The organism is Pantoea sp. X-Soil-OKNW-713, from assembly GCF_059730685.1.
Window position 1 is genome coordinate 1,554,257 of record NZ_AP035995.1, and the last position, 24,924, is coordinate 1,579,180.

The following is a 24,924-nucleotide window of genomic DNA, read 5'->3' on the forward strand; positions in this document are numbered from 1 at the left end:
GTCATTTTCCGGTGGATGGCGGCAAAATGCAATGAACAGTGAGGGGAGAGGATAATGGCCACAACCTGCTTCAAAATCTGGGTTCATGGTCTGGTGCAGGGGGTTGGTTTTCGTTATAGCACCCAGGCACAGGCCAGAGAGTTGGATGTAAAAGGTTATGCACGTAACCTGAACGATGGCAGCGTAGAGGTGTTGGCATGGGGGGAGGAACCCCAGGTGAACGCATTGATTACGTGGTTAAAGGCCGGTGGCCCGCGCAGCGCGCGCGTGGAAAAAGTGCTGGTGGAACCGCATCAACCGACAGAAGCCCCCAGCCGCTTTACCACCGGGTGATTACAAACACTTCGCTGGTTTTGGTAATCCGGCAATTTTCGTTGCCTGTTTAGCCGGGCCTTCCGGGAACAAACGAAACAGATAACGGCTGTTGCCTTTCTCCTCGCCATATTTCTGTGCCATCGCTTTGACAAGCATACGGATAGCTGGCGAGGTATTAAATTCCAGATAAAACGCCCGGACAAAATGGACCACTTCCCAGTGCGCCTCACTCAGGGTGATGGCTTCGGTAGCGGCAATGGCTTCCGCCAGGGGTTCGCTCCAGTCGGCGCTGTTTTTCAGATAGCCTTCCGCATCGGTGGCTATCTCTTTACCGGCAAAAATCACGGTGACTCCTCAGATTCAGTTTGCGCATATTGTAGGGCGGCGTAGCCAGAAAAAGCAAAACCCCGCCGAAGCGGGGTTTTCATTTACGGCCGGCCTGAGATTAGTCGCGGCTGGCAAAGCCCAGCAAACTTAGCAGGCTGACAAAGATGTTATACAGCGAGACATACAGGCTGACGGTGGCACGGATGTAGTTCGTTTCGCCGCCGTGGATGATGTTACTGGTCTCCCACAAGATGGCTCCGGCAGAGAACAGAATAAACAATGCGCTGATGGCCAGGTGCAGAGCCGGTAATTGCAGGAAAATATTCGCCACAACCGCGACCAGCAGCACCACAAAGCCAGCCATCATCATGCCGCCGAGGAATGACATATCGCGACGGGTAGTCAACACATAAGCTGAGCAGCAGAAGAACACCAGCGCAGTTCCTCCCAGCGCCATACCAATCACGTCGCCCATTCCTGCCGACAGGAACGAGTTAAGGATTGGGCCAAGGCAGTAGCCGAGGAAGCCGGTAAAGGCAAAAGCGGCCAGAATACCGGTTGGGCTGTTCGCCAGGCGATAGGTCAGAAACATTAGCCCATAAAAGCCGACCAGCATCAGAATCAGCCCCGGAGAGGGCAGGGCAAAGACGGTGCTCAGCGTGGCGGTCAGCGCGGAAAACGCCAGCGTCAGGCCAAGTAAGAAGTAAGTATTACGCAGCACTTTATGTGTGCTGATTAGCGACTGCCGCTGCGACGAGGCAATAATTCTATCCATCATGCGCTCCTTTAATTGAAAGAACACTAAATATGCCAAGAAGAATACGCAGCGCTACCGGGGCAGAAAAGGCGTTTTACCCTTCTTTACGCGATAAATTGCTGTTTCCCTGAGCGGAATGGCGATTATGACGCCGATTAAATAGTTTTTGGCTGTTTTTCAGGCGAATGAATCACTCCAGGCTTTACATCTTTCAGGGGGATGTTTATAGTGCGCGTCATTGCGGAGGGGTGGCCGAGCGGCTTAAGGCAGCGGTCTTGAAAACCGCCGATGGGAAACCATCCGAGAGTTCGAATCTCTCCTCCTCCGCCACTTAACTCGCTCAGAGTTAAGTAACTGTTTTATCCGGAGGGATGGCCGAGTGGCTTAAGGCAGCGGTCTTGAAAACCGCCGATGGGAAACCATCCGAGAGTTCGAATCTCTCTTCCTCCGCCAAATTAAAGAAGCCCGCAGCGATGCGGGCTTTTTGCTTTTCTGCTTCAGAGATTCCGAAAAACATCCCGTTGCTTTTCAATCTGCTGCCTCAGTCCACCGGCAGCCCCCATGTCTGCTATAGTCCATTCACGGTTTTTGCAAACATCTGGCGATTTTCCCAGGCAAGCTGGGTTACACTGTGGGGCATTTCGCTCTGTGGCCGAGCTAATCGTTTGAATGCCAGAGTGTTTCACTGATGAATTATGGAATAGGCACAATGATCAAGAAACTGAGTCTTTGCGCGTTGTCAGTCATCGCTGCGTTACCGATGTGCATGGCAGCGCAGGCTGCAGAAGGGGACATGCAGCTCCAGCAGGTACTGATGCTGAGTCGTCACAATCTGCGCGCCCCGCTGGCGAACAATGGCAGCGTTCTGGAGCAATCAACCAAGAAAAGCTGGCCACAATGGGATGTACCTGGTGGGCAGCTCACCACTAAAGGTGGTGTGCTGGAAGTCTACATGGGTAATTACACCCGTCAGTGGCTGGCACAGCAGGGTCTGGTTGAAAACGGCACCTGCCCGGACAGCAACAATGTCTTTGTCTACGCTAACAGCCTGCAACGTACCGTGGCGACCGCCCAATTCTTTGTTAATGGTGCCTTCCCTGGATGTGATATCGCGGTGACGCATCAGGACGCTATGGGCACCATGGACCCGGTGTTTAACCCGGTCGTGACCGATGGTAGCGACGATTTCAACAAGAAAGCGCTGGCGGCGATGACCGCAGCCAACGAGAAGCTGGCGTTGAAACCGGCATACCAGCAGTTGGAAAAAATTGTCGATTACAAATCGGCACCGGCCTGCAACGGCAAGAAACAGTGTGATTTGAGCAGCGGGCAGAACACCTTTAGCGCCGATAACGGTAAAGAGCCGAACGTCAGTGGTCCGCTGAAAGTGGGCAACTCGTTGGTTGATGCCTTCACGTTGCAATACTACGAAGGCTTCCCGCTGGACCAGGTGGCCTGGGGCCAAATCAAAACCCCTGAACAGTGGAAAGCGCTGGCTGCCATTAAAAACGGTTACCAGGATGCGTTATTCGCCTCACCTGAAGTGGCGCGTGAAGTGGCGGCTCCACTGGTGGATTACATCCGTAGCCAGTTGATCGATCAGGACAAAGCCAACGCGCCAAAAGTCACGCTGATGGTGGGACATGATTCGAATATCGCTTCGCTGCTCAGTGCGCTACAGGTCAAACCCTATGAACTGCCGGGCAATGATGAGAAAACACCGATTGGTGGCCAGGTAGTGTTTGAGCGCTGGCACGATGCGAAAAACAACAAAGATTTGTTGAAGGTTGAATACGTTTATCAGACCAGCGATCAGTTGCGCAATGCCGACGTACTGAGCCTGAAGAATCCGCCGAAACGTGTCACGCTGCAACTGGCGGGTTGTGATGCTGATGCCAACGGTTATTGCAGCTGGGATCAGTTCGCCGGTGTGCTGAACAATGCTTTGCAGGGTACGCCGTTGCAGCCAGCCGCACCTGAGCCTGCTGCTCAGCCAGCGCAACCGGAACCGGCTGCGACTAACGATGATGCGCAGGTGCAAGCGGATCAGGCGGCGGCCGATCAGGCAGCAGCGGATAAAGCGGCAGCAGACAAAGCCGCTGCGCAGAAAGCGGCTGATGCGAAAGCAGCAGAAGACAAAGTGAAAGCTGACAAAGCGGCTGAAGCAAAGGCGAAAGCCGAGAAAGCCACTGCGCAGAAAGCGGCGGAAGAGAAAGCGAAAGCCGATGCAGCGGCGGCAGAAAAGGCGAAAGCTGATGTCCCGGCCAAAACGGACAAGAGCAACGCAGCTACAGCACCGGCCAGTAACTAACAATGCGATAAAACCAACACCCCGCTCCCGCAGCGGGGTTTTTTATGCCCTCAACTTGCCACCACCACCAGTTTCTGATTGGCAAACTCTTTCAGCCCGAGATCGGACAGCTCACGTCCATAGCCTGAACGTTTTACCCCACCGAACGGCAATTCTGCGGCCGTGTCGCTTTGTGAGTTGATAAATACCATGCCAGTTTCAATCTGCGACGCCATCTTACGTCCGCGTGCGATATCCCGTGTCCACACCGATCCACCCAGACCATAGTGCGAGTCGTTTGCCAGCGCGACGGCAGCACTGTCACTCGCCACCACATAGACTTGGGCTACCGGGCCAAAAAATTCCTGATAATAGGCCGGGTTGTCAGGTGTCAGACCGGTGAGAATGGTTGGCTGAAAGTAACATCCCACGCCGTCAATCGGTCGTCCGCCGCACTCCACGCGCGCGCCATGCTGTACCGCATCCTCAACCTGCTTAATCAGCCGATCGCGCGCATCACGCGACGATAGGGGACCCAGCGTGGTTTTCTCATCCAGCGGATCACCCGCGACTGCGGATTGCAATGCGGCGCTGAACTTCGCCATAAACTGCCCGGCCACTTTTTCATGCACGATAAAACGTTTCGCGGCAGTACACACCTGGCCGCAGTTGCTCAGACGGGCCTGCGCGCCCTGGCGCACCGCTTCATCGAGGTCGGCATCATCCAGCACCACAAACACATCGTTACCGCCCAGTTCCAGCGTCGATTTCTTCAGATATTTTCCCGCCTGTTGCGCGACGGCACTGCCCGCGCGCTCTGAACCGGTGAGCGCAACCCCCTGTACCCGATGATCAGCGATCAACCCGGCAACCTGTTCATTGGAGATGAACAAATTGGTCCATGCTCCCTGGGGAGCGCCCGCCTCCAGTACCAGTTTTTCGAACGCATCCGCGCAGTGCGGCACGATGGGGGCGTGTTTAGCCAGCACCGGGTTACCGAGTGCCAGATTCGGTGCCAGTACGCGCATCAACTGGTAATAAGGGAAATTCCACGGTTCTACTGCCACGATCACGCCGATAGGATGGTATTCCAGCCACGCATCCCCCACGTCGCTGGGATAGGCTCGCGGCTGGAGCAGGGTGGCGGCGTGTTCTGCGTAATAGCGGGCGATTTGCGCACAAATTTTTACTTCACCCCGGCTTTGACCAATCAGCTTACCCATCTCCTGGCTGGCAATGGTTGCCAGTTGCTCAACGTTGGCATCAATCAGCTCCGCCAGACGTGTCAGCACCTGTAATCGCGGTTGCATATCTCCTTTGCACCAGTCGGAATGGTAAAGACGATCGGCGGTTTCCAGTGCCTGCTGCATCCAGGCGTCGTCATGCGAGGGCCAGGTTTTCAGCAGTTGGTTATTGGCTGGATTGATACTTTGATAGGAAGACATACAACGCTCCTTGGTCAATTAAAATGACAAAGGCGGGACTGGCCCGCCTGAGATTCAAATGTTTTTACGCTCGACCGTCTTATCGTCCCACGTCAGAACGTCTTGATCGGTCTTATCAAAGGCGCGAAATAGCACTTCATCGCTGCCCTGCTGACGCCAGATTTCTTCTGCCAGACGCTCGTCATAGTTAGCGACCTCAAATATCGCTTCGGCGATTTCGGTCGAGGTGTGGCGCAAGGTGGCCCATTCGCCCACATGGTGAGCTTTAGACTGTTCTGTTGCCATAAAGGTCTCCTGTTGTGGATTTATCCTTTCAGTTTTACCGCCAGACCGGCGACATGTTCGCCCTGAAAACGGGCGATATCGAGCTCCTCCGCAGAAGGCTGGCGCGATCCGTCGCCCCCTGCAATGGTGGTGGCACCGTAAGGCGTGCCGCCGCGCACATGGGAGATATCGAAAAGTTCTTTGGTGCCATAGCCGATGGGGACAATCACCATGCCGTGGTGGGCGAGGGTGGTCCAGACTGAGGTGATGGTTTGCTCCTGACCGCCGCCGGTGCCGGTAGAGGCAAAGACGCTGGCGATCTTGCCGTACAGCGCCCCTGACGCCCACAATCCGCCGGTACGGTCGAGAAAGTTACGCATTTGCCCCGCCATATTCCCGAAGCGCGTGGGCGTGCCGAGAATAATGGCATCATATTGCGGTAAATCTTCGGGGGTTGCTTCAGGCGCGGCCTGATGTACTTTTCCGCCGACCTGCGCAAAGCGCTCGGCGTCCATGGTTTCCGGTACGCGCAGGATGGTGACCTCCGCGCCGCTAACCCGACGCGCACCCTCCGCAACTGCCTGCGCCATGGTTTCAATATGTCCATACATGGAGTAATAAAGCACCAGAATTTTCGCCATCTTCTTCCTTCCTGTGGGTTTGAACACACGATCTGAAGTATAGAAGAGCCTGCGTGACCTGCTGCTCAGCAATTTGCCAGGGAAAACTACGGCTTCGCTTAATCCTCCGCTAAGCGTTTGTTGAATGGCGTAAAATGCCAACTTAGGTTAAAAAATGAGAGGAATATGTGTTTCAAAGTATAAATATTCACCATAAACGTAACGCTATTGGCTATTCTTTGTACGGGTGGTACGGAAAGCGTGCCACCTTGCTTTTCACCCCGTGCATGTGAAAAGTCCTGACCACTGATGAGAAAACTCTATCGGAGGAAATGATGGCACAACATCGTGGAGGATCAGGTAATTTCGCCGAAGATCGCGAAAGAGCCGCGGAAGCAGGCCGTAAAGGCGGTAAAAATAGCGGCGGGAATTTCAGAAATGACCCGCAGCGCGCTTCCGAAGCAGGTGAAAAAGGGGGACGCAGCCGCAATAAAAAATAACCCGGCTGCGACATAACGCCCTCCGCCGCCGGGTACGCCCGGCGGTGACAATCATTGCAATTCCTTCCGACTCTGCGAAAATGGCGCCCGAATCCTCACGATGGTGCTTTATGTCTGTTCCTGCTTCTCGCCTTTTCCTGCGCCTGTCGCGTCAGGAACTTGTTCTGATCTTCATTACGATGGTCTGGGGTGGCACCTTTTTGGTGGTGCACCGCGCGATGGCGCACTCCGGTCCGTTCTTCTTTGTCGGTTTGCGCTTTGCCACCGCGGCGTTGCTGCTGGCTTTTTTCTTCCGTCGCAACCTCCGACAAACCACCTGGCTGGAGTGTAAAGCTGGCGCGTTGATTGGCCTGGCGATTGCGGGCGGCTATGGCCTACAAACCTGGGGTATGCAAACCATTTCCAGCAGCCAGTCTGCGTTCCTGACGGCGTTATATGTGCCGGTGGTGCCCTTGTTGCAGTGGCTGTTTTTACGCCGTCCTCCAGGGATGATGGCCTGGCTGGGCATCCTGCTGGCGTTTATCGGCTTGCTGCTGGTGGCCGGTCCACAGAATGGGGAACTGGCGCTGAACGCGGGTGAAATGGCGACATTGCTTAGCACCCTGGCGATTGCGGCGGAAATCATCCTGATCAGTCGCTTTGCCGGACGGGTTGACGTGCGTCGTGTCACCCTGATCCAACTGGCGGTGGCCTCGGCTTGTGCCTTTATCTTTATGATTCCGAATGGGGAGTCGCTGCCAACCCTGAGCATACCGCTGCTGTTGAGCGCGCTGGGTCTGGGGGCGGCCAGCGCATTGATTCAGGTCACCATGAACTGGGCACAGCGTAGCGTCTCGCCGACACGAGCCACGGTGATTTATGCCGGTGAACCGGTATGGGCAGGGGTGGTGGGGCGCATTGCGGGCGAACGCCTGCCTGCGGCAGCGCTACTCGGCGGTGCGTTGATTGTCTGCGGGGTGATCGTCAGTGAGTTGCGTATCCGGCGCAAAAAAGCGGTGCCGGATGTGGCACCGCAGGAGATACAGGAACCTTAACTGTTTTGCCGTGCCGTCTGGTTCTCACCCACACCGGTTCCACGACGGCGCAGAATGGCGTTGAGAATGATCGCGCCAAAGGTGGCGGTGCCGATGCCCCCGAGGGTGAAGTTGCCAATTTTCAGCGCGAAATCCCCGGCACCCAGCACCAGCGTAGTCGCCACCATAATCAGGTTGCTGTTCTGGCTAAAATCCACATGGTTTTGCACCCAGATACGTGCGCCTGCCACGGCAATCAAACCAAACACCACAATCGATGCGCCGCCAATCACCGGGCCGGGAATGGTATGGATTAACGCGCCAAATTTCGGTGAGAAACCCAGTACCAGCGCAATCAGGGCCGCCGCGACAAACGCCAGCGTTGAATAGACTTTGGTAACGGCCATCACGCCGATATTTTCCGCATAGGTGGTGACGCCGCTGCCGCCGATCGATCCGGAAAGCATGGTGGCGAGGCCATCACCGACAAAGGCGCGTCCCATCCAGGGATCGAGATTGCGCCCGGTCATACCTGCTACCGCCTTGATATGTCCGAGGTTTTCCGCCACCAGAATGATCGCCACTGGCGCTATCATGACAATCGCCTGCATATCGAAAACCGGTGAGGTGGTATGCGGCAAGCCAAACCAGGCGGCATTGGCTACCCCGCTAAAATCGACCGGTTTGCCCAGCCCAAGACCATTGGTGAGCAGCGCGTAGATTGCCCAAGCGACAATCAACCCGACCAGAATCAGCAAACGTTGCACCATGCCGCGGGTAAATACCGCCACCAGACCGATGCACAGCACCGTCATCACCGCCATCCAGCTATCGAACATGGATGACGATACGCTGTGTACCGCAATCGGCGCGAGGTTCAGGCCGATTGCCATAACCACTGCGCCCGTCACCACCGGTGGCATCAGCCGTTCAATCCAGCCCGTACCTGCCTTCATCACCACAAAACCGATCAGCGTGTACAGCGCACCACAGGCGATCACGCCACCGAGCGCCAGCGCCAGGTTGGGGTTCAGTCCCTGACCGTTGAAACCGGTGATGGCGATAATTACCCCAACAAAAGCGGCGCTGGAACCAAGATAGCTGGGTACGCGCCCGCCGGTGACCACAAAGAACAGCAGGGTGCCGATGCCGGAAACCAGAATAGCCAGGTTTGGATCCAGCCCCATTAACAACGGCATCAGCACCGTTGCACCAAACATCGCCACAGCATGTTGCAGGCCCAGAATTAACGTCTGCCCGAGCGGCAGTGTTTCGTCCGGTGCAATCAACCCATTTTCAGTTAAGGCTGACTTTTTCTGCCAACGGGGAAACCAGGAACTCGCCATCGTCTTCTCCAGAGTGTCTGTGGAACCGGGCCGCACAGGGCGGCGTTAACGGGCTTCCTGCCGTAAAAGATGCTGATATCCACGGTCGAACCAGGCCAGGCCGTGCGGCTCATCATTGCGCACCAACGCCATGACCTCACAAAACAAAATGTCGTGCGTTCCCACGCTCACCACCTGGGAGACTTTGCAATCAAACGACACCAGCGCGCCATCCAGCAGCGGTGAACCGCTGCTGAGCGTATGCCAGCGGGCGGCGAGAAAGCGATCCGCCATTGGTGTTTTACCGCCAAACAGGGTGGAGAGATCTTCGTGCCCGGCGGCCAGAGTGTTGACGCACAGATAACCGTTATCGCGGAACACCGGCCAGACCGAAGCGGAGCGGTTGAGGCAAACCAGCAGCGTTGGCGGCGTGTCGGTAACGCTGCACACCGCAGAGGCGGTGAAACCGGCACGTCCGGCGGGGCCGTCGGTGGTAACGATATTTACGGCGGCACCGAGGCGTGACATCGCATCGCGAAACACCTGGCGCTCGACCAACGGTAAATCAGGCGAGAGTTCATGCATACTCATCTTTGGCCTCCTTACGCGTTAGCCATTGCAGCAATAACGCATTGAAGTTTTCAGCATCGGTGACGCTCATGGCATGTCCTCCCCAGGCCATTTCGATCAGGCTGGCATTCGGCAAGGCGGCGGCCAGTTCGGGTGAGCAGCTCCACGGCACCAGCAGGTCATCCTGGCTGTAGATGGCCAGCACCGGTTGAGTGATCTTCGCTGCATGAGGACGAAAATCGGCGCTTTTCAGGGCATGCAGCCGGCGTAACAGGTTTTCCATGCCCTGAAAATGTTGCACATGATGCGTGTCCTCTTGCTCCAGACGAGCCTGATTGCGCGCCATCCACTCCGCCGGATAGAGAAACAACGGCTGGGCACGGACAAAGGCTTCCACTCCGACATTCAGCAACAGATCCTGGCGAACCTGGAAGCAACGACGGGTATGGGCATTCAGCGATAACCAGCCGTTAATGACCACCACGCGTCCAACGCGTTGCGGATAATCCAGCGCCAGTTGCAGACCAATCAAACCGCCAAGCGCGTGACCGATCAGATCAAAGCGCTCAATACCCTGCTGCTCCAGCGCTTCGGCCAATTCGGCGGCCATCATCGCCATGCTGTAGCCTTCCGGTAAGGTATCAGCACTGCGACCGGTGCCGCGTTGATCGTAGGTGACAACGCGATAATGCTGCTCCAGCGCCGCCAGTTGGGGCCGCCAGAAACCCGCAACGCCGCCAAGACCAGAAGAGAGCACCAGGGTGGGTGCATCTGCCGTCTGCAATCCCTGAATTTCCAGATGCATTACGCCTCCTGTTTGCCGATGTGCGCCACGGTGGCGATCTCGATCAGCGCATCAGGTTTTACCAGGCCGCATTGAATGCAGTAACGCGCCGGTTTATCACCGGGGAAATATTCGGCATACACCTGATTAATCGCGGCGTAGTTACTCCAGTCGGTGAGGAAAATCGAGTTGAAGGTAACGTCGTCCATAGTACCCCCTGCGGTTTCAATCACTTTTTTGATGGTCTCAAGGACGTGGCGCGCCTGGGCCGCGGCATCACCGACGTGGACGACGTTATTTTGCGCATCAAATGGCAGGGTACCGGAGACATACACCACACCATCGGCGAGCGTACCAGGGACAAACGGGGCAATTGGCGTGGAGGTTCCGGGCGGAATAATGACACTTTTCGGCATGGCAAAGTCTTCCTTATCGTTGTTTTTGCAGGTGAAAATTATTGGGATATCAGGCTTTTAATGCTTCACAGAACGTCTCGGTATCACTGACCCAACCGAAAAACGTTTCGATATTAAAGATGGCTGCCTGCTGGGCGAAGGGCGGGCCAGCCTGATAGGTGGCGTCCTCCAGCACGACGCCAAAATATTCCAGGAAGAAGCCATCTCGCAGCGTCGATTCCACGCAGACATTGGTGGCGATGCCGGTAAACACCAGATGGCGAATGCCACGGCTGCGCAGCATGCTGTCGAGTGGGGTATTGAAAAAGCCGCTGTAGCGCGGTTTAGGCAGCACGATATCACCGGGTTGCGGCACCAGTTCATCCACCAGTGCATAATCCCAGCCGCCTTTCGCCAACAACGTGCCCTGCAATTCAGGGCGTTTACGCATGGTTTTTAACGCATTGGATTTGTGAAAGTTGGGTGAACCGGCATCGCCCGCTTCGACATATTGATTATCCCAGCCATTCTGAAACCAGATGATCTGGACGTCTGCTGCACGGGCCGCGGTCACCGCCTGGTGAATTTTGGCGATCACCGGTTTAGTGGCGGAGACATCAAAACCCGCCAAATCGAGGTAGCCGCCTTCGGTGGCATAAGCGTTTTGCATATCCACCACAATCAACGCGCTCTGCGCAGGGGGGAAGGCGATCGCTTCCGGGCGGGCTGGCAAGGTGACCTGCGGTAAAGTCGAGGTATGGGCGCAAACAACGGTATTCATCAGGCAACCTCCTTCTGCGATTCAATCAAAGCATGACGGCACTGCATCAAGGGCTGAATAAATTGACCAAACTCTTCGATCCCTTGCAGGAAATCGTCAAAAGTCAGCAGCACACCCTGGGTTCCTTCTACCTCTGCAACTTCATCCAACATTCGTGCCACGTTGGCATAAGAACCGACCAGCGTGCCCATATTGATATTCACCGCAGAGGTGGGATCGGCCATCTGACGCACGTTGGTGTCGCTGCCGGATTTCGTGTCCTGTTGGCTTTGCGTAGTCAGCCAGGCGAGGGCCTCTTCATCTGCCCCGGCTTTGTAGTGCTCCCATTTGGCGCGTGCGGCTTCATCCGTTTCTGCGGCGATGATCATAAACAGTACATAGGAACCGACATCGCGACCTGCCTGGTCGGCAGCCTGTTTCATGCGTGCGGCCGTCGGGGCGAAGGCGGTTGGCGTGTTAACACCTTTGCCGAAGCAGAAGTTGTAGTCAGCGTGCTGGGCAGAAAACGCCATCCCGGCATCGCTTTGTCCCGCGCAAATCACCTTCATCGGCTTTTGCGGCTGCGGGCTGAGGCGGCAGTCATTCATGGTGAAAAACTCACCTTTAAAATCACTCTGGCCATTGCCCCATAAATCTCGCAGCACGGTGACGTATTCGGTCAGGTATTGATAGCGACTGGCGAAGTAGTCATCACCGGGCCACAGGCCCATTTGCTCATACTCTGGCTTTTGCCAGCCGGTCACGAGGTTGACGCCAAAGCGGCCATTGGAGATTGAGTCGATGGTCGAGGCCATGCGCGCCACAATCGCCGGTGGCAACGTCAGGGTGGCGGCGGTGGCATATATTTCAATACGCGAAGTCACCGCCGCCAGCCCGGCCATCAGGGTGAAGGATTCGAGGTTATGGTCCCAGAACTCGGTTTTACCGCCGAAGCCGCGCAGTTTGATCATCGAAAGCGCGAAGTCGAAATGGTAGTGCTCCGCTTTCTGCACAATCGCTTTGTTCAGCTCAAAAGTCGGCTTGTACTGGGGGGCATGGGTGGAGATTAACCAGCCATTGTTACCAATCGGGATAAAGACGCCAATTTTCATGTGAAACCTCTCAGCAAAGAACGGGGGTTGTTTCACGCGCTGCGTTGCGTCCTGCTTGCTCCCTGCCGGCGGCGCTCGTTCACAAAATTGCAAAGCCTGTGCCACATTTTTAAATGCCATAGATAACAATGTGTTAAAAATAACGCTTAAGATAAATTGGATTGGGTGGTCCGTTTTGGACCATCTGGTCAAAACAATCTGCACATTTTTCATGCGTGAGTGGTCAAAAAAGGTGCAGGGTCATTATTAGGCAGGAGCGGAGGCCTTTGTTATGATGCCTCTACGCAGGATGGATGAGGTAACAGTGTGAAAAGCGATGAAAAAAAGCCCACGCGTCGGTCACGCGCGGTTGCGGCAAAACGGGCGGCGATTCTTGAAGCGGCGCTGACCTTCTTTTCGCAATACGGTATTCATGGCACCAGTCTCGATAAAGTGGCCGAGCGTGCCGATGTGTCAAAAACCAATCTGCTTTATTACTATCCCTCGAAAGAAGCCCTCTATATTGCGGTACTGAAAGAGATTCTGGATGTCTGGCTGGCTCCGTTGCGCGCATTGCGCCACGATCAGGAGCCTCTGACCGCGATCCGCCGCTATATCCGTCTGAAACTGGAAGTCTCACGCGACCACCCTCAGGCGTCACGCCTGTTCTGCCTGGAGATGTTACAAGGTGCTCCTCTGCTGAAAGGTGAACTGGCGGGCGATTTGAAAACGCTGGTGGATGAAAAGGCGGCGATCATTGAACAGTGGATCGCGGAAGGACGGTTGGCGGGCGTACGGCCACAGCATCTGTTTTTTCTGCTGTGGGCAACCACCCAGCATTACGCCGATTTCGCCTCGCAGGTTGAGGCTATCACCGGGCAGACGCTGAATGATCCCGCGTTCTTTGAGCAGACCGTCGATAACGTGCAGCGCATGATCATAGAAGGTATCCGCGTGCGTTAAACCGGAGAGGGCACCGAGGACGTTGCAGGAAAGATGATTAAAATTAAGGCCCGATGATCGGGCCTTAACTTTTTCAGGGATATCAGGCTTTACGACGACGCAGTAACCAGCCCATGGTCAGGATGACAAACCACAACGGCGTTACCATCAACGCCTGACGGGTATCCTCCTGGAGGGTCAGCAACACCAGTACAAAGGCGAAGAATGCCATACACACCCAACACATGAATTTGCCCAGCGGCATTTTAAAGGCAGATTCAGCGTGACGTTGTGGATGTTGTTTACGGTAAGCCAGATAGCTACACAGAATGATGGTCCAGACAAACATAAACAGAATCGCTGACACCGTGGTCACCAGTGTGAACACCGTCATCACATCCGGAATCAGATAAATCAACGCGACGCCACCAAGCAGGCACAGGCAGGAAAAGAACAGGCCGGTGGTCGGTACAGCGCGAGCGGATAAACGTCCAAATGCCTTATGCGCAACCCCTTGTTCTGCCAGGCCAAACAACATCCGGCTGGTGGAGAAGATGCCGCTGTTAGCGGAGGAGGCAGCTGACGTCAGCACCACAAAGTTGACGATGCTGGCGGCGGCAGGCAGGCCGATCAGAACAAACATTTCTACAAACGGGCTGCGGTCGGCCAGTACCTGGTTCCACGGTGTAACCGCCATAATCACCATCAGTGCCAGCACGTAAAACATAATCACGCGCAGCGGAATCGCATTGATGGCGCGGGGCAATACTTTGTGGGGATCATGGGTTTCCGCCGCAGCCGTACCCACCAGTTCAATGCCGACAAAGGCAAAAACCGCAATCTGGAAACCGGCAAAGAAGCCGCTCAAGCCTTTTGGAAACATGCCGCCATGATCCCAGATATTACTCAGTGAGGCAGTGCCGCCACCAGGTGAGGGATAGTGCATGGCGACCAGCACCACACCGGTGATGATCAACGCAACGATAGCGACAATTTTGATGATGGCGAACCAGAACTCCATTTCACCAAATAGTTTCACGGTGGCGATATTCAGCGTCAGAAAAACGAAGACGCAGAGCAGGGCGCTCATCCAGATCGAGAAGTCAGGGAACCAGAGCTGAAAATAGGCACTGATGGCGACCACATCGGCGATGCCGGTAACCACCCAACAGAACCAGTAAGTCCAGCCGGTGAAATACCCGGCCCAGGGGCCAAGCAGGTCGGCGGCAAAATCACTGAAGGATTTATATTCCAGATTGGAGAGCAGTAGCTCACCCATCGCACGCATCACAAAGAACAGCATAAATCCGATGATCATATAGACGAAAATGATCGAGGGGCCGGCGAGGCTGATGGTTTTACCGGAGCCCATAAATAATCCGGTACCGATGGCTCCGCCAATGGCGATCAACTGAATATGGCGATTGTGCAGATTTCGTTGCAGCTTGTCGGGCTGCTCAGCGCTAAGCAGCGCCTCTTTAGATTGGTCAACCATAAAGATTTCTTTCCTGTCTTGATGTCGTGTCAGCTCTGCTGGCTGTTAGATAACGTGCTGTTGCACGTTGTGAGATGGCATAAGATAGTGGAACAGCAGCAACTTTCGGTAATTGTTTTTTAACAACTGTGACCTTTTACGCGCTTTGCTCTGTCAGTAAATATTTACACAGTACAATCTTCCGTCAGTATGGGTAAAAAGTCAGCAGTTTCAGTGCGTATCCTCCGTTCCTCCGGCCATGAGCAGCTACCTTTGTGATACTCGCGGTATGACCAGAGGGGTGTTATGCGCATATTGCTAATGATTATTTTGTTGGTGCTTGCTGGCTGGTGGAGTCTGCCGTGGTTGCAACAGCATCTGCCGCCGGGCTGGAATCCCTTTACCCCGCTAGCCGTGACCGATCCACCGGGTTGGTTGACGCGTTACAAAATCAAACGACTGGCAGGTGATCCTGCTGCTTGTCTGGATGTGATGCGCCGGGCGCAGCGGAGTGGCAAGGTGCAGTTCAGTGAGGAACCCATACGGCAAGGGGCATGCCCGCTGGCGCAGCCACTGCGTGTTAGCAGTTTTGGTGCGGTGATGCTCAGCAGCAGTTTTCTCGCCAGCTGCCCACTGGCAGTGGCAAGTACGATGTATGTAGTGCAAAGCCAGGCGGAGTTACAACAGGCAGGGATCAACAGTCCATTGCAGCGTATTGCGCATGTTGGCAGTTATGCCTGTCGCAATATTTATCATCGTCAGGAGGGACGTTTAAGCGAGCATGCGACGGCAGATGCCTGGGATATTACGGGATTTCAACTGGCGAACGGACGTTGGTTACGGGTGGAGAATCACTGGCAACAGCCGCAGGACGCCTCAGCCGCATTACATGCGCTATGGCAGAATGGTTGTGCCAACTTCGGCAATGCGCTTGGCCCTGATTACAATGCCGCACATGCCAGCCATTTTCATTTTGGCATGCGCGGAAGCGGCTATTGTCGCTGAGTTTACACCGCAGGATTCAATCCACGTTTAATCAGGAAGTGGTTAGCCGGCCAGGAAAACAGAAAGCCAATCATCATGGCAAGTTGCAACATAAACCAGAAGCCGACCAACAGTGGATTGATTTGCTGATTTAGCACAAATTTCAGCGCCAATCCCATAAAGAGAAAGATACCTAATTGATAAATCAACAAGGGGAAGACTTCAGTTTTCAGGGCTAATAATAACGCGCGGCCAAATGAACGTTTTTCACGTTGTCGAATTGCCAGAAATTGAAAAAATAAGCCCATCAATAACGAAATCCCAACGCAAATAATTGCCTCAAGCCACAATGCCGGATTAATGGCGAACTGATTTAGTAAGGTGATTATCGGGATTGTCATTATATTGCCAAATATACAGGCTGCGGCTGACAAGGAAGTCGAAATAAAGATGGTTTGCCAGCCTGCGTTGCGATGTAACTTTTGAGGAACCAGCAGGGCAAGTTTTACCTGGCGGGAAGGTTTTCTTCCCAGATACCACCAGGCCAGCCAACCAACGAAAGGCATATATAGCCCGGTTAATGGCCAAATGATATTCATCACCGCGACCGGGTGAGGGTGGCGGAAGAGGTCTTTTAAAATCATCAGGGCGGTGCAGCCACCCAGAACAAGGAAAGGTAATGCCAACTGGTTCAACATAGTCAGTCCCGCTTAGCTTCTCGAATACGCGCGACAATGCGGTCAGCCCGGCTGCGGCATTGTCTTCCCCTGCAAATCACCGTTGCGTGCTACGCCGCTCACAGCTAAAGAGTAGCCGGAAACGTGCCTGACGGGAATCACTGCGAGGGGTGAAAAAGCCACCACATGGCAGAAATAAATGGGATTAAGAATAAAGTGATGGGGAAATGTGGCATAAAATAACCGAGAGATTAAGGTTAAAACACTGTAAACAATCGATTTCAGTTAATGACGATGCTCAACGCTTATCACAGTATTGAAAATTTTCAATGAATGGGGAGATTGAAACAACATCAGAAAAATCCTATTCTAAACATCCGTCGCATTAAAAGTTGTGATGGTGTTAACAAAGATATGAAAGCTCAATCCATTGCATTGTGGTAACACATTGAGCGCCGGATGTTTAAGATTGCGGTGGGTGGTTGGATCTCTTTCAATCAATATTTTTTCTCTAGTTAATTTAATTTTTGTGTTAACCGGACCGAATAACAAGGCGCAAGAGCGTTGCAAGACGCTGAGGCAATAATGACGACCGATAATTATTTCGTCTGGCGAGGCGAGACCGAAATTCAATTTCAGGCGGTGACGGCCGTGATGCAATTGAAACCGCTTTTACAGAAACACGTTGAAAACTTGGGTTTTGATCACTTTGCTTTTTTGATCCAGCATCCGGTGCCCTTTACCCGGCCACGACTTTTTTTGTTCAGCACGTATCCGGAAAACTGGGTTAAACACTACGAAAGTGAGAACTATTTTGCCGTCGATCCGGTGCTGCTACTTTGTCAGCAGCCAGGACGTGGGGTGGAGTGGACGCGCGATCTGTTTACCGGTGCGGGTAATTTATGGGCAGAAGCGAACGCTTACGGCCTCTTGAGTGGATTTTCCTGCTCGGCAATGGCATCAAATCGTGCCATTGGTATATTATCTATTGCATCTAAGCAACAGAGTAAGACCCAACACTTACGTGTTGAGCTGGAAGTGAAACTACACTTTCTGGCGGAACTGAGCCTGCGTGTCCTGGAACGCCTTAACGATAACGCTATGGTGATTTTATCTAATGATTTCAGTCAGAGGGAGCTGGAAATTTTGAAATGGACGGCAGAAGGGAAAACCTCTGCGGAAATTTCACTTATTTTAGCGATTTCAGAACACACGGTGAACTTCCACCAAAAGAATATGCAAAAGCGCTTTAATGTTTCCAATAAAACGCAAATTGCCTGTTATGCCGCAGCAATTGGACTGATATAGCAAAAAGGCAACTACTAATTTTAGTAGTTCCCAGCCTGAAGCCAGTTGTCTACCCTGCGCCGGAACTTTGCCAGGCTGGCGCACATAAAAATCATTGCAAACATGGGGATGTCAGGGGCGCATGATGAAAATAATTCAAACCCAGTTAAAGGATATGCCGTCCTCTCTGCTGGCCGAATTGGGAACCTATCGCTACAGCGTATTTGCGCGCGGTGAAGGCTGGTCAATTCCACCCCGCTTGAGCACCCCGGGCCAGGAGTATGATCGTTTCGATCGCTCAGACGTGACCTGGATGATTGCCTGGAACGCGCGGCAGGGCATTTGTGGTTGTGCGCGTTTAATGCCGTGGCAGGAACCCGAAATGACCGAGGGGTTAGTTCTGCCTTTTAGTCATGAAAAAGTTTGGGAGATGTCGCGTTTTTCCGCCCGACTGGAAGTGGATGCAGAGTTGCCCCTAAATATCCTCTGGCATTCGGTTCAGCTCGCTGAATTGAGCGGGATCGAGTTTCTTATCAGTTCCGCTACGCCGATGTTGGAGAAAATGTTTGAGCAACATCGGGTGGTCTATGAACCGTTGTCGCCGGGGCTGATTCAGTCTGAGGACAACCTGTTCGCCATTCGTATTCCGGTTCAGCAACCGGCGCTGGCTGAAAAGTACCGGGGTACACGTCGCTTCAGCCCTGAAGAGGTGCTGCCAACATTGGGCGTGTCCGTTAACTGGCAGTCGCACGGTTAAATCTCCCCGCGCATCGGGCGCGGGGCAGACCGCTTACTGGCGGTAGGCGGTTTTGATTTGGCGAATGGTGTTGCTGAACACTTCAGCCTGCGGTTTTTCCCCTAACGTTTGCACATAACGTTCCATATTGATGATCACTTTTCCGGCATCAGCCTGGCCCATCCCTTTCAGAATCAGTGTCACCATCATTTTCAGACAGGCGACTTCATCTGCCAGCTTTTGCGTTTCCTGCGAAGTTGCAAAGTCTTCATCACTCATAATTGACTCCCTGGTTGTGTTGCACGGTCTTGACACATTCTTCCTGTGCACGAAAAACAGAGTATATCATAGGGTTGTCAAAAGAATTTATTAGCACTGAAATCAGAAATTCATGTCAGAAATGGAATGAGAAATTGCTGTATTTATCGTCAATAAATAATGACGGAAGCGATTATTTATTTAAAGCAGGGTGTGGAAAAAGCGAAGCGACGCATAAATTATAACATAATGATATTAGTCATTATTTTACTTTTTTATTCTCGCATGATATCGCTGACGACTAAAAATACGTGGTCCTTAACATCTATTTGATGTGCGTCATTTCAACCAGGATTTATCTGCCCAGACGATGTTTTTTCACCGGAAAACCCGGTAAGATGAGCCTCCTGAAATATATTCCCCCATCACTAACCTGCGGAGTACGTCCCGTTGATCAGCTTGCTTCTTGTTGATGACCATGAACTGGTACGCGTTGGTATTCGTCGCATACTGGAAGATATGAAGGGATTGGTAATTGCCGGGGAAGTGGCTTGTGGTGAGGATGCGGTGAAGTGGTGCCGTAACAATCCGGTGGACGTCGTGCTGATGGATATGAACATGCCTGGCATTGGCGGTCTGGAAGCTACGCGTAAGATCATGCGTTACAACCCGGATATCCGCATTATCATGCTGACCATCCATACGGAGAATCCGCTGCCAGCGAAAGTCATGCAGGCCGGTGCTGCGGGTTACCTGAGTAAGGGAGCCGCGCCACAGGAAGTTGTCAGCGCTATTCGTTCAGTACATGCAGGGCAGCGCTATATTGCTTCTGATATTGCTCAGCAGATGGCGCTCAGCCAGATTGAGCCGCAGAAAGCCGAATCGCCCTTCAGTTGTTTGTCTGAAAGGGAATTGCAGATTATGCTGATGATCACGCGTGGGCAGAAAGTGACGGAGATTTCCGAACAGCTTAGCCTCAGCCCGAAAACCGTTAACAGCTACCGTTATCGTATGTTCAGCAAGCTGAACATCAGTGGCGATGTGGAGTTAACGCATCTGGCCATACGACATGGCCTGTTTAATGCGGAGCCATTAATCAGTAGTGAGTGACGTTTTTAATTCAAAAGCCTTTCTCAGCACCGTGACCAGTCAGCCCGGCGTCTATCGTATGTATGACGCGACAGGCACGGTGATCTATGTTGGTAAAGCCAAAGACCTCAAAAAACGCCTTAGCAGCTATTTCCGTACACAGGTGGGGAGTCGCAAAACCGAAGCGCTGGTCAGTAACATTCAGCAAATCGATGTCACTGTGACGCACACCGAGACGGAAGCGCTGTTGCTGGAGCATAACTACATCAAGCTTTACCAGCCGCGTTACAACGTGCTGTTGCGTGATGACAAATCTTATCCTTACATCTTTCTCAGCGGCGATAGCCATCCGCGACTGGCGATGCATCGTGGGGCGAAACATGCCAAAGGCGAATACTTTGGCCCGTTTCCCAACGGCTATGCCGTGCGTGAAACCCTGGCGCTGTTGCAGAAAGTGTTTCCGATTCGTCAGTGTGAAAACAGCGTCTACCGCAATCGCTCGCGACCTTGCCTGCAATATCAGATTGGTCGTTGCCTCGGCCCCTGTGTCGCCGGTTTGGTCAGTGAGGAAGAGTATGCCCAGCAAACCGATTATGTGCGGCTGTTCCTGGCGGGCAAAGATGACCAGGTATTAAATCAACTGGTAAAAAGGATGGAGGCTGCCAGTCAGGCGCTGCGTTTTGAGGAAGCGGCACGTTTACGTGATCAAATTCTGGCGGTACGTCGTATCACGGAGAAGCAGTTTGTCTCCAATCAGGGAGATGACCTGGATGTGATGGGCGTCGCCTACGATGCGGGTATGGCCTGTCTGCACGTATTGTTTATTCGTCAGGGTAAAGTGCTGGGAAGCCGCAGTTACTTTCCCAAAGTCCCGGCTGATACTGAACTGGCGGAAGTTGTGCAAACGTTTCTGGGCCAGTTCTATTTGCAAGGCAGTGAGGCACGAACCTTACCGGCAGAGATTTTGCTGGATTTCAGTCTTCCGGATCGCGAATTACTGGCGGAATCGCTCAGTGAAATGGCGGGACGCAAAGTCAATATCCAAAGCAAACCGCGTGGCGACCGGGCTCGCTATCTCAAACTGGCGCGTACTAACGCGGCGACCGCGCTAACCACTCGCTTATCACAGCATTCAACGATTCAGCAGCGTCTGGCGGCTCTGGCGGCGTTCCTGGAACTGGATCAGATCAACCGCATGGAATGCTTCGATATCAGTCACACGATGGGTGAGCAAACCATTGCCTCTTGTGTGGTGTTCGACCGCAACGGCCCGTTACGCAGCGATTATCGGCGTTACAACATTGAAGGCATTACGCCGGGCGACGATTATGCCGCAATGAATCAGGTATTGCGCCGCCGCTACGGTAAGGCGCTAGAAGAAGAGAAAATACCGGATGTGATCCTGATTGATGGTGGTAAAGGACAACTGGCGCAGGCGAAACAGGTGTTTGCCGAGCTGGATGTGCCCTGGGATAAAGATCGTCCGATTCTACTCGGTGTGGCAAAAGGCAGCGATCGTAAAGCGGGTCTGGAAACGCTGTTTTTCGAAGCTGAAGGAGAGGGGGTATCGCTGCCGCCGGACTCACCCGCGCTGCATGTGATTCAACATATTCGTGATGATGCTCACAATCATGCGATCTCGGGTCACCGTAAAAAAAGAGCCAAAGTTAAGAACACCAGCGCACTGGAAAGCATCGAAGGTGTTGGGCCAAAACGGCGTCAGCAGTTGCTTAAGTACATGGGGGGCCTACAGCCGCTGATGAATGCCAGTGTCGAAGAGATTGCCAGGGTGCCGGGCATTTCTTTCGCCCTGGCAGAAAAAATCTACTATTCCCTTAAACACTAACATTGAAACAGGGGGGGCAATGTAGGAACATACGTTAAATTCTACCCATACCAGACAGTTACTGGCATATGCAATTTAACATTCCGACATATCTGACCCTGTTTCGAGTTGTCCTGATTCCTTTCTTTGTGCTGGCGTTTTATCTGCCATTTCACTGGGCGCCGTTCGTCACCGCGCTTATTTTTGTGGTCGCTGCGGTCACTGACTGGTTTGATGGTTTCCTGGCGCGTCGTTGGAAGCAAACCACGCGGTTTGGTGCATTCCTCGATCCTGTGGCAGACAAAGTTATGGTGGCAATCGCGCTGGTGTTAGTGGCGGAGCATTTCCACTCCTGGTGGATAACCTTACCCGCAGCCACCATGATTGCCCGTGAGATCATTATTTCTGCGTTACGTGAGTGGATGGCAGAAATTGGCAAGCGCAGCAGCGTGGCCGTTTCCTGGATCGGCAAAGTCAAAACCACCGCGCAGATGTTGTCTCTGGTCGCGTTGTTGTGGCGACATGATGCCACGGTGATTGGCGTTGGTGTGGTCGCGTTGTATATCGCAGCGGTGCTGACATTCTGGTCAATGTATCAATATTTGAACGCAGCGCGTGGCGATTTGTTCGAACGATGATCGATGCGATTTAAAAAGCAGCAAACGGACGCGCTGTGTGGATAATTCTATTGACTCATTGCGCCAGTTCAGTAGAATGCATCGCATCGAACGGCAGCGAGTTTGCTAAAAGCTGAATAAAATCAGTAAGTTTGATAGTAATAAGAATATGCGGGAATAGCTCAGTTGGTAGAGCACGACCTTGCCAAGGTCGGGGTCGCGAGTTCGAGTCTCGTTTCCCGCTCCAGATTTAGCACTCTGTTTCAGTAACGGAATGCACATCAGATTAAAAGGCGCGTTGGCAGAGTGGCCATGCAGCGGATTGCAAATCCGTCCACCTCGGTTCGACTCCGGGACGCGCCTCCACTTTACACCCTGCCCGGGTGGTGAAATCGGTAGACACAAGGGATTTAAAATCCCTCGATCGTAAGGTCGTGCGGGTTCAAGTCCCGCCCCGGGCACCATATTGAATACCGATTCAAACCGAATAAAATCAAAGCAATAAGCAGTGATGTCGTGACCGCCCAAGGGCGGTTTTTTTGCATTTGGGGTTTGGGCTAAATCTCAAGTGGCAGCAAAATGGCAGCAGAGTGGCAGCGCCGCGTTTTGCAGGCTGCTATTTTACGCTTTCTTGATTATCAAAAGGGTTCAGCATTACGGCGGCATCCAGGTGGTTTGGTGCGAAATGAGCGTAACGCATGGTCATCATGATCGTGCTGTGACCGAGTATCTGCTGGAGCACCAGAATGTTCCCCCCCGCGCATCATAAAGTGACTGGCGAACGTATGGCGCAGAACGTGTGTTCGCTGTCCCTTCGGTAACTCAATCTCCGCTTAAGCGGCGTTCACGATAGACAGCAAAAGAATTTTTATCGAAATGAGCAGCAATCGGATTGCCCAGCCGCTCGCAGATGGCGAGAAGTTTCGTTTTGTGCTCATCACCTGATGTCAGGGTTTTGCCGTGCATTTCATACCTGCGCTCAACGAATGTCGAAAGCGTTACCGCGTTATCGTTAATAACCTGGCCGGATGCTCTGTTCATGAGGCGGCGCTCATGTGAGAGCGCCTCCCCTTTGGTCGCAAACTGTTTACGTATACGTCTGCCATCCCGGCCATATGGGAAACACTGGCAGAGCCACTTTCCTGAAGGGAGTTTACTGACGGCCACTGTTTTTGCTCCCGCCCAAAAACTTGCGCAGTTCAGCGACAGTCATTTCCCTTTCAGGAATAAATTCCAGCTGGTTAAGCCTGACGAATTCCTGCCACTCTTCTGGCATTAATTCATACCCAAGCTCAGACATATCGTCCTCATCACCTTCATGGGTAGCGTAAACCAGATACAAAAGCTCAGCTGTGTCCTCTTGTTCTTCATCAACGACAATAACGTCAGTTACAACCAGCCTCACAGACGGGTCTTTCTTTGAAACATACAGCCCTTCAGAGGGAATTTTGTTTGAATGAGTCATAAAGAAATCCTTTTGCAAAATTACGTTAGAAAAGAAATGAATCGAACAAAGCCTCAGCTGAGGCAGCAACACCGGATTCCCTGGGGAATTTTTTTAGTAGCGAAATACTTACGCGTGCGTTTTTCCGCTGCACTGTATGGATAGCACACGTAAAGTTGTTTTCTTGATGATAATTTTCTAACTGTCATAATCGTCTGGTAACTCTCCTGTCTCTACGAGAGACAAAAACTCTGTCTCATGCAGAATCATGGTTCCTTTTTTTGAGCAATATCCAGTTTTTTAGGCACAGCGTTATAACCCCCACAAAGTAGGTGTAAGTTAACCGTAACATCTCCACGCACTATCATTCCTTTACTTTTGGCAAGCGCAGAGAGCCGTGCTTTATCTTCCTTCTTAAATCCAGTAAAGCAGATTTCGAGGGGGCCGCTAAAATCCAACGGTTGGTACATACCAGGAGTACAATAACGGCTATGGTTATTTCTCCGTGAGTGGATTACCTCGTTATCACTTAAGTTAAAGCTAATAGGGTTGTTCTTTAAAATTTCGGTTGCAAATGATTCCGCATCTTCCAATGAGTCGAAAAAATCTATAACACGTTCACTCTTGAATGTCCTGTAATGCCCCCGTGATTTACAAAAACCATGTATATAAACTTCATCAACATCAGTGAAAGGACCTGTTAGCGAATATGCAGATATCTTGGACTTGTGGCAATAACTGTCCCCCTGATGAAAAACAGTCAAAATGACAGGGCCAGATACCTTGCCGCTGAGTTGCCCGTTAGATTTTGACCAAATGACCCGCCAGGAACGGCGGGCGCTCCTGAAGCAACTAAAATCAGAGCAGGTGAAAATGCGGCCAGCAAAAGCAGAACGTTTTGATACTGACCCACCGTTGTTAAATGGAGTCATTGTTGAAGAACTTAAGCGCCGGGGTGTGTGTTCAGAGAGTGAATTATTAGCCTTGCGAAGGGGAGCGAATATTCATTTTAGTGGCAATAAATTGCTATTCATCACAAAATCATGGCGTGTGGCTGAAAAATCACGGTCGAAATATTGCCGTGGTAAAGGTTGTTGTGTTGAATTAATGTCCGTTGACTTGAAAATGGAGGCAG

At 52.7% G+C, this 24,924-nt stretch carries 27 protein-coding genes, 5 tRNA genes and 1 pseudogene; 16 read left to right on the forward strand and 17 right to left on the reverse strand.

Going from position 1 to position 24,924, the window contains the following annotated elements; all coding sequences use genetic code 11:
* Positions 1–54 precede the first annotated feature (54 nt).
* A complete protein-coding gene (yccX, locus tag AC6I8R_RS07100) occupies positions 55–333 on the forward strand; it encodes an acylphosphatase (protein WP_208725154.1) in 279 nt (92 codons plus the stop codon).
* Here the strand turns inward: yccX and tusE are convergent, their stop codons facing one another.
* Both tusE and yccA read right to left on the reverse strand, forming a co-directional pair.
* Positions 334–660, reverse strand: coding sequence for a sulfurtransferase TusE (gene tusE, locus AC6I8R_RS07105; RefSeq protein WP_021182655.1), 327 nt, complete (start codon positions 658–660; stop codon positions 334–336).
* A gap of 100 nt (positions 661–760) precedes the next feature.
* Positions 761–1,417, reverse strand: coding sequence for an FtsH protease modulator YccA (gene yccA / locus AC6I8R_RS07110; RefSeq protein ID WP_021182656.1), 657 nt, complete (start codon positions 1,415–1,417; stop codon positions 761–763).
* Positions 1,418–1,641: 224 nt separating this feature from the next.
* Between yccA and AC6I8R_RS07115 the strand changes: the two genes are divergently transcribed.
* From AC6I8R_RS07115 to agp, 3 genes are all read left to right on the forward strand, one after another.
* A tRNA-Ser gene (locus AC6I8R_RS07115) sits at positions 1,642–1,729 on the forward strand.
* Positions 1,730–1,764: 35 nt separating this feature from the next.
* Positions 1,765–1,852, forward strand: a tRNA-Ser gene (locus AC6I8R_RS07120).
* A gap of 256 nt (positions 1,853–2,108) precedes the next feature.
* Positions 2,109–3,710 carry a bifunctional glucose-1-phosphatase/inositol phosphatase gene (gene agp, locus AC6I8R_RS07125; protein ID WP_021182657.1) on the forward strand — a complete coding sequence of 534 codons (1,602 nt, stop codon included), beginning with the start codon at positions 2,109–2,111 and terminating at the stop codon, positions 3,708–3,710.
* Between the two features lie 50 nt (positions 3,711–3,760).
* Here agp and AC6I8R_RS07130 read toward each other — a convergent pair whose 3' ends face one another.
* From AC6I8R_RS07130 to wrbA, 3 genes are read right to left on the reverse strand one after another with little or no spacing between them, the layout of a single operon-like run.
* The gene (locus tag AC6I8R_RS07130) at positions 3,761–5,134 is read right to left on the reverse strand and encodes an NAD-dependent succinate-semialdehyde dehydrogenase (RefSeq protein ID WP_415175281.1); all 1,374 of its coding nucleotides are present in this window, start codon (positions 5,132–5,134) and stop codon (positions 3,761–3,763) included.
* A gap of 54 nt (positions 5,135–5,188) precedes the next feature.
* Positions 5,189–5,419 (reverse strand): YccJ family protein, encoded by a 231-nt coding sequence (locus AC6I8R_RS07135; protein ID WP_013508568.1) that lies wholly within the window; start codon positions 5,417–5,419, stop codon positions 5,189–5,191.
* A gap of 20 nt (positions 5,420–5,439) precedes the next feature.
* Positions 5,440–6,039, reverse strand: coding sequence for an NAD(P)H:quinone oxidoreductase (gene wrbA, locus AC6I8R_RS07140; RefSeq protein ID WP_208725157.1), 600 nt, complete (start codon positions 6,037–6,039; stop codon positions 5,440–5,442).
* A gap of 314 nt (positions 6,040–6,353) precedes the next feature.
* Between wrbA and AC6I8R_RS07145 the strand changes: the two genes are divergently transcribed.
* Both AC6I8R_RS07145 and AC6I8R_RS07150 read left to right on the forward strand, forming a co-directional pair.
* Positions 6,354–6,518, forward strand: coding sequence for a con-10 family general stress protein (locus tag AC6I8R_RS07145; RefSeq protein WP_013508570.1), 165 nt, complete (start codon positions 6,354–6,356; stop codon positions 6,516–6,518).
* A 110-nt stretch (positions 6,519–6,628) separates the two neighbouring features.
* Complete coding sequence (locus tag AC6I8R_RS07150) at positions 6,629–7,552, forward strand: DMT family transporter (RefSeq protein WP_497832059.1); 924 nt, start codon at positions 6,629–6,631, stop codon at positions 7,550–7,552.
* Here the strand turns inward: AC6I8R_RS07150 and rutG are convergent.
* From rutG to rutA, 6 genes are read right to left on the reverse strand one after another with little or no spacing between them, the layout of a single operon-like run.
* Positions 7,549–8,877, reverse strand: coding sequence for a pyrimidine utilization transport protein G (gene rutG / locus AC6I8R_RS07155; protein ID WP_021182661.1), 1,329 nt, complete (start codon positions 8,875–8,877; stop codon positions 7,549–7,551). The two genes, AC6I8R_RS07150 and rutG, sit on opposite strands and share 4 nt — an antisense overlap.
* Before the next feature lie 45 nt (positions 8,878–8,922).
* Entirely contained in the window at positions 8,923–9,447 is a 525-nt protein-coding gene (gene rutF, locus AC6I8R_RS07160; RefSeq protein WP_497832060.1) for an NADH-dependent FMN reductase RutF, read from the reverse strand.
* Positions 9,434–10,231, reverse strand: a complete 798-nt coding sequence (gene rutD / locus AC6I8R_RS07165) for a pyrimidine utilization protein D (protein ID WP_208725160.1) — start codon at positions 10,229–10,231, stop codon at positions 9,434–9,436. The genes rutF and rutD overlap by 14 nt, the downstream gene beginning before the upstream one ends.
* Positions 10,231–10,626 carry a pyrimidine utilization protein C gene (gene rutC / locus AC6I8R_RS07170; protein WP_021182664.1) on the reverse strand — a complete coding sequence of 132 codons (396 nt, stop codon included), beginning with the start codon at positions 10,624–10,626 and terminating at the stop codon, positions 10,231–10,233. The genes rutD and rutC overlap by 1 nt, the downstream gene beginning before the upstream one ends.
* A gap of 49 nt (positions 10,627–10,675) precedes the next feature.
* Positions 10,676–11,386, reverse strand: a complete 711-nt coding sequence (gene rutB, locus AC6I8R_RS07175; RefSeq protein ID WP_497832061.1) for a pyrimidine utilization protein B — start codon at positions 11,384–11,386, stop codon at positions 10,676–10,678.
* A complete protein-coding gene (gene rutA / locus AC6I8R_RS07180; RefSeq protein WP_021182666.1) occupies positions 11,386–12,477 on the reverse strand; it encodes a pyrimidine utilization protein A in 1,092 nt (363 codons plus the stop codon). Before rutA ends, rutB begins: the two co-directional genes overlap by 1 nt.
* 306 nt (positions 12,478–12,783) lie before the next feature.
* On the opposite strand from rutA, the gene rutR reads away from it, so the two are divergent.
* A complete protein-coding gene (gene rutR / locus AC6I8R_RS07185; RefSeq protein ID WP_021182667.1) occupies positions 12,784–13,419 on the forward strand; it encodes an HTH-type transcriptional regulator RutR in 636 nt (211 codons plus the stop codon).
* 82 nt (positions 13,420–13,501) lie between these two features.
* Here the strand turns inward: rutR and cycA are convergent, their stop codons facing one another.
* Positions 13,502–14,893, reverse strand: coding sequence for a D-serine/D-alanine/glycine transporter (gene cycA / locus AC6I8R_RS07190; protein WP_021182668.1), 1,392 nt, complete (start codon positions 14,891–14,893; stop codon positions 13,502–13,504).
* Positions 14,894–15,178: 285 nt separating this feature from the next.
* Here cycA and AC6I8R_RS07195 point away from each other — a divergent pair, with 285 nt between their 5' ends.
* Positions 15,179–15,877 (forward strand): extensin-like domain-containing protein, encoded by a 699-nt coding sequence (locus AC6I8R_RS07195; RefSeq protein ID WP_415175286.1) that lies wholly within the window; start codon positions 15,179–15,181, stop codon positions 15,875–15,877.
* A gap of 2 nt (positions 15,878–15,879) precedes the next feature.
* On the opposite strand, the gene AC6I8R_RS07200 is transcribed toward AC6I8R_RS07195, so the two are convergent.
* Complete coding sequence (locus AC6I8R_RS07200) at positions 15,880–16,554, reverse strand: DUF4396 domain-containing protein (protein WP_021182670.1); 675 nt, start codon at positions 16,552–16,554, stop codon at positions 15,880–15,882.
* Positions 16,555–17,118: 564 nt separating this feature from the next.
* Here AC6I8R_RS07200 and AC6I8R_RS07205 point away from each other — a divergent pair.
* Entirely contained in the window at positions 17,119–17,841 is a 723-nt protein-coding gene (locus AC6I8R_RS07205) for an autoinducer binding domain-containing protein (RefSeq protein WP_021182671.1), read from the forward strand.
* A gap of 124 nt (positions 17,842–17,965) precedes the next feature.
* A complete protein-coding gene (locus tag AC6I8R_RS07210) occupies positions 17,966–18,577 on the forward strand; it encodes an acyl-homoserine-lactone synthase (RefSeq protein WP_036624636.1) in 612 nt (203 codons plus the stop codon).
* Positions 18,578–18,610: 33 nt separating this feature from the next.
* On the opposite strand, the gene AC6I8R_RS07215 is transcribed toward AC6I8R_RS07210, so the two are convergent.
* Positions 18,611–18,835, reverse strand: a complete 225-nt coding sequence (locus AC6I8R_RS07215) for a DUF2594 family protein (RefSeq protein ID WP_013508585.1) — start codon at positions 18,833–18,835, stop codon at positions 18,611–18,613.
* Positions 18,836–19,264: 429 nt separating this feature from the next.
* On the opposite strand from AC6I8R_RS07215, the gene uvrY reads away from it, so the two are divergent.
* From uvrY to AC6I8R_RS07245, 6 genes are all read left to right on the forward strand, one after another.
* The gene (uvrY, locus tag AC6I8R_RS07220) at positions 19,265–19,924 is read left to right on the forward strand and encodes a UvrY/SirA/GacA family response regulator transcription factor (protein WP_013508586.1); all 660 of its coding nucleotides are present in this window, start codon (positions 19,265–19,267) and stop codon (positions 19,922–19,924) included.
* Positions 19,917–21,749 carry an excinuclease ABC subunit UvrC gene (gene uvrC / locus AC6I8R_RS07225; protein ID WP_021182673.1) on the forward strand — a complete coding sequence of 611 codons (1,833 nt, stop codon included), beginning with the start codon at positions 19,917–19,919 and terminating at the stop codon, positions 21,747–21,749. Before uvrY ends, uvrC begins: the two co-directional genes overlap by 8 nt.
* Positions 21,750–21,817: 68 nt before the next feature.
* Positions 21,818–22,366 carry a CDP-diacylglycerol--glycerol-3-phosphate 3-phosphatidyltransferase gene (gene pgsA, locus AC6I8R_RS07230; protein ID WP_208725162.1) on the forward strand — a complete coding sequence of 183 codons (549 nt, stop codon included), beginning with the start codon at positions 21,818–21,820 and terminating at the stop codon, positions 22,364–22,366.
* Between the two features lie 150 nt (positions 22,367–22,516).
* Positions 22,517–22,592 (forward strand) — tRNA-Gly (locus AC6I8R_RS07235).
* Positions 22,593–22,637: 45 nt separating this feature from the next.
* Positions 22,638–22,711 (forward strand) — tRNA-Cys (locus AC6I8R_RS07240).
* Positions 22,712–22,722: 11 nt separating this feature from the next.
* Positions 22,723–22,809 (forward strand) — tRNA-Leu (locus tag AC6I8R_RS07245).
* Between the two features lie 152 nt (positions 22,810–22,961).
* Here AC6I8R_RS07245 and AC6I8R_RS07250 read toward each other — a convergent pair.
* From AC6I8R_RS07250 to AC6I8R_RS07260, 3 genes and pseudogenes are all read right to left on the reverse strand, one after another.
* Positions 22,962–23,512: pseudogene (locus AC6I8R_RS07250) on the reverse strand (phage integrase).
* Positions 23,499–23,810 (reverse strand): DUF8087 domain-containing protein, encoded by a 312-nt coding sequence (locus AC6I8R_RS07255; protein WP_415175287.1) that lies wholly within the window; start codon positions 23,808–23,810, stop codon positions 23,499–23,501. Before AC6I8R_RS07255 ends, AC6I8R_RS07250 begins: the two are co-directional and overlap by 14 nt.
* Before the next feature lie 245 nt (positions 23,811–24,055).
* The gene (locus AC6I8R_RS07260) at positions 24,056–24,721 is read right to left on the reverse strand and encodes a BRCT domain-containing protein (protein WP_497832062.1); all 666 of its coding nucleotides are present in this window, start codon (positions 24,719–24,721) and stop codon (positions 24,056–24,058) included.
* Positions 24,722–24,924: the final 203 nt, after the last annotated feature.

Bases quoted from the DNA above. Each gene is read 5' to 3' on its own strand.
- yccX (WP_208725154.1), top strand. From the start codon at position 55: ATGGCCACAACCTGCTTCAAAATCTGGGTTCATGGTCTGGTGCAGGGG.
- yccA (WP_021182656.1), bottom strand. From the start codon at position 1,417: ATGGATAGAATTATTGCCTCGTCGCAGCGGCAGTCGCTAATCAGCACA.
- agp (WP_021182657.1), top strand. From the start codon at position 2,109: ATGATCAAGAAACTGAGTCTTTGCGCGTTGTCAGTCATCGCTGCGTTA.
- AC6I8R_RS07130 (WP_415175281.1), bottom strand. From the start codon at position 5,134: ATGTCTTCCTATCAAAGTATCAATCCAGCCAATAACCAACTGCTGAAA.
- AC6I8R_RS07135 (WP_013508568.1), bottom strand. From the start codon at position 5,419: ATGGCAACAGAACAGTCTAAAGCTCACCATGTGGGCGAATGGGCCACC.
- wrbA (WP_208725157.1), bottom strand. From the start codon at position 6,039: ATGGCGAAAATTCTGGTGCTTTATTACTCCATGTATGGACATATTGAA.
- AC6I8R_RS07145 (WP_013508570.1), top strand. From the start codon at position 6,354: ATGGCACAACATCGTGGAGGATCAGGTAATTTCGCCGAAGATCGCGAA.
- AC6I8R_RS07150 (WP_497832059.1), top strand. From the start codon at position 6,629: ATGTCTGTTCCTGCTTCTCGCCTTTTCCTGCGCCTGTCGCGTCAGGAA.
- rutG (WP_021182661.1), bottom strand. From the start codon at position 8,877: ATGGCGAGTTCCTGGTTTCCCCGTTGGCAGAAAAAGTCAGCCTTAACT.
- rutF (WP_497832060.1), bottom strand. From the start codon at position 9,447: ATGAGTATGCATGAACTCTCGCCTGATTTACCGTTGGTCGAGCGCCAG.
- rutD (WP_208725160.1), bottom strand. From the start codon at position 10,231: ATGCATCTGGAAATTCAGGGATTGCAGACGGCAGATGCACCCACCCTG.
- rutC (WP_021182664.1), bottom strand. From the start codon at position 10,626: ATGCCGAAAAGTGTCATTATTCCGCCCGGAACCTCCACGCCAATTGCC.
- rutB (WP_497832061.1), bottom strand. From the start codon at position 11,386: ATGAATACCGTTGTTTGCGCCCATACCTCGACTTTACCGCAGGTCACC.
- rutA (WP_021182666.1), bottom strand. From the start codon at position 12,477: ATGAAAATTGGCGTCTTTATCCCGATTGGTAACAATGGCTGGTTAATC.
- cycA (WP_021182668.1), bottom strand. From the start codon at position 14,893: ATGGTTGACCAATCTAAAGAGGCGCTGCTTAGCGCTGAGCAGCCCGAC.
- AC6I8R_RS07195 (WP_415175286.1), top strand. From the start codon at position 15,179: ATGCGCATATTGCTAATGATTATTTTGTTGGTGCTTGCTGGCTGGTGG.
- AC6I8R_RS07200 (WP_021182670.1), bottom strand. From the start codon at position 16,554: ATGTTGAACCAGTTGGCATTACCTTTCCTTGTTCTGGGTGGCTGCACC.
- AC6I8R_RS07205 (WP_021182671.1), top strand. From the start codon at position 17,119: ATGACGACCGATAATTATTTCGTCTGGCGAGGCGAGACCGAAATTCAA.
- AC6I8R_RS07210 (WP_036624636.1), top strand. From the start codon at position 17,966: ATGAAAATAATTCAAACCCAGTTAAAGGATATGCCGTCCTCTCTGCTG.
- AC6I8R_RS07215 (WP_013508585.1), bottom strand. From the start codon at position 18,835: ATGAGTGATGAAGACTTTGCAACTTCGCAGGAAACGCAAAAGCTGGCA.
- pgsA (WP_208725162.1), top strand. From the start codon at position 21,818: ATGCAATTTAACATTCCGACATATCTGACCCTGTTTCGAGTTGTCCTG.
- AC6I8R_RS07255 (WP_415175287.1), bottom strand. From the start codon at position 23,810: ATGACTCATTCAAACAAAATTCCCTCTGAAGGGCTGTATGTTTCAAAG.
- AC6I8R_RS07260 (WP_497832062.1), bottom strand. From the start codon at position 24,721: ATGACTCCATTTAACAACGGTGGGTCAGTATCAAAACGTTCTGCTTTT.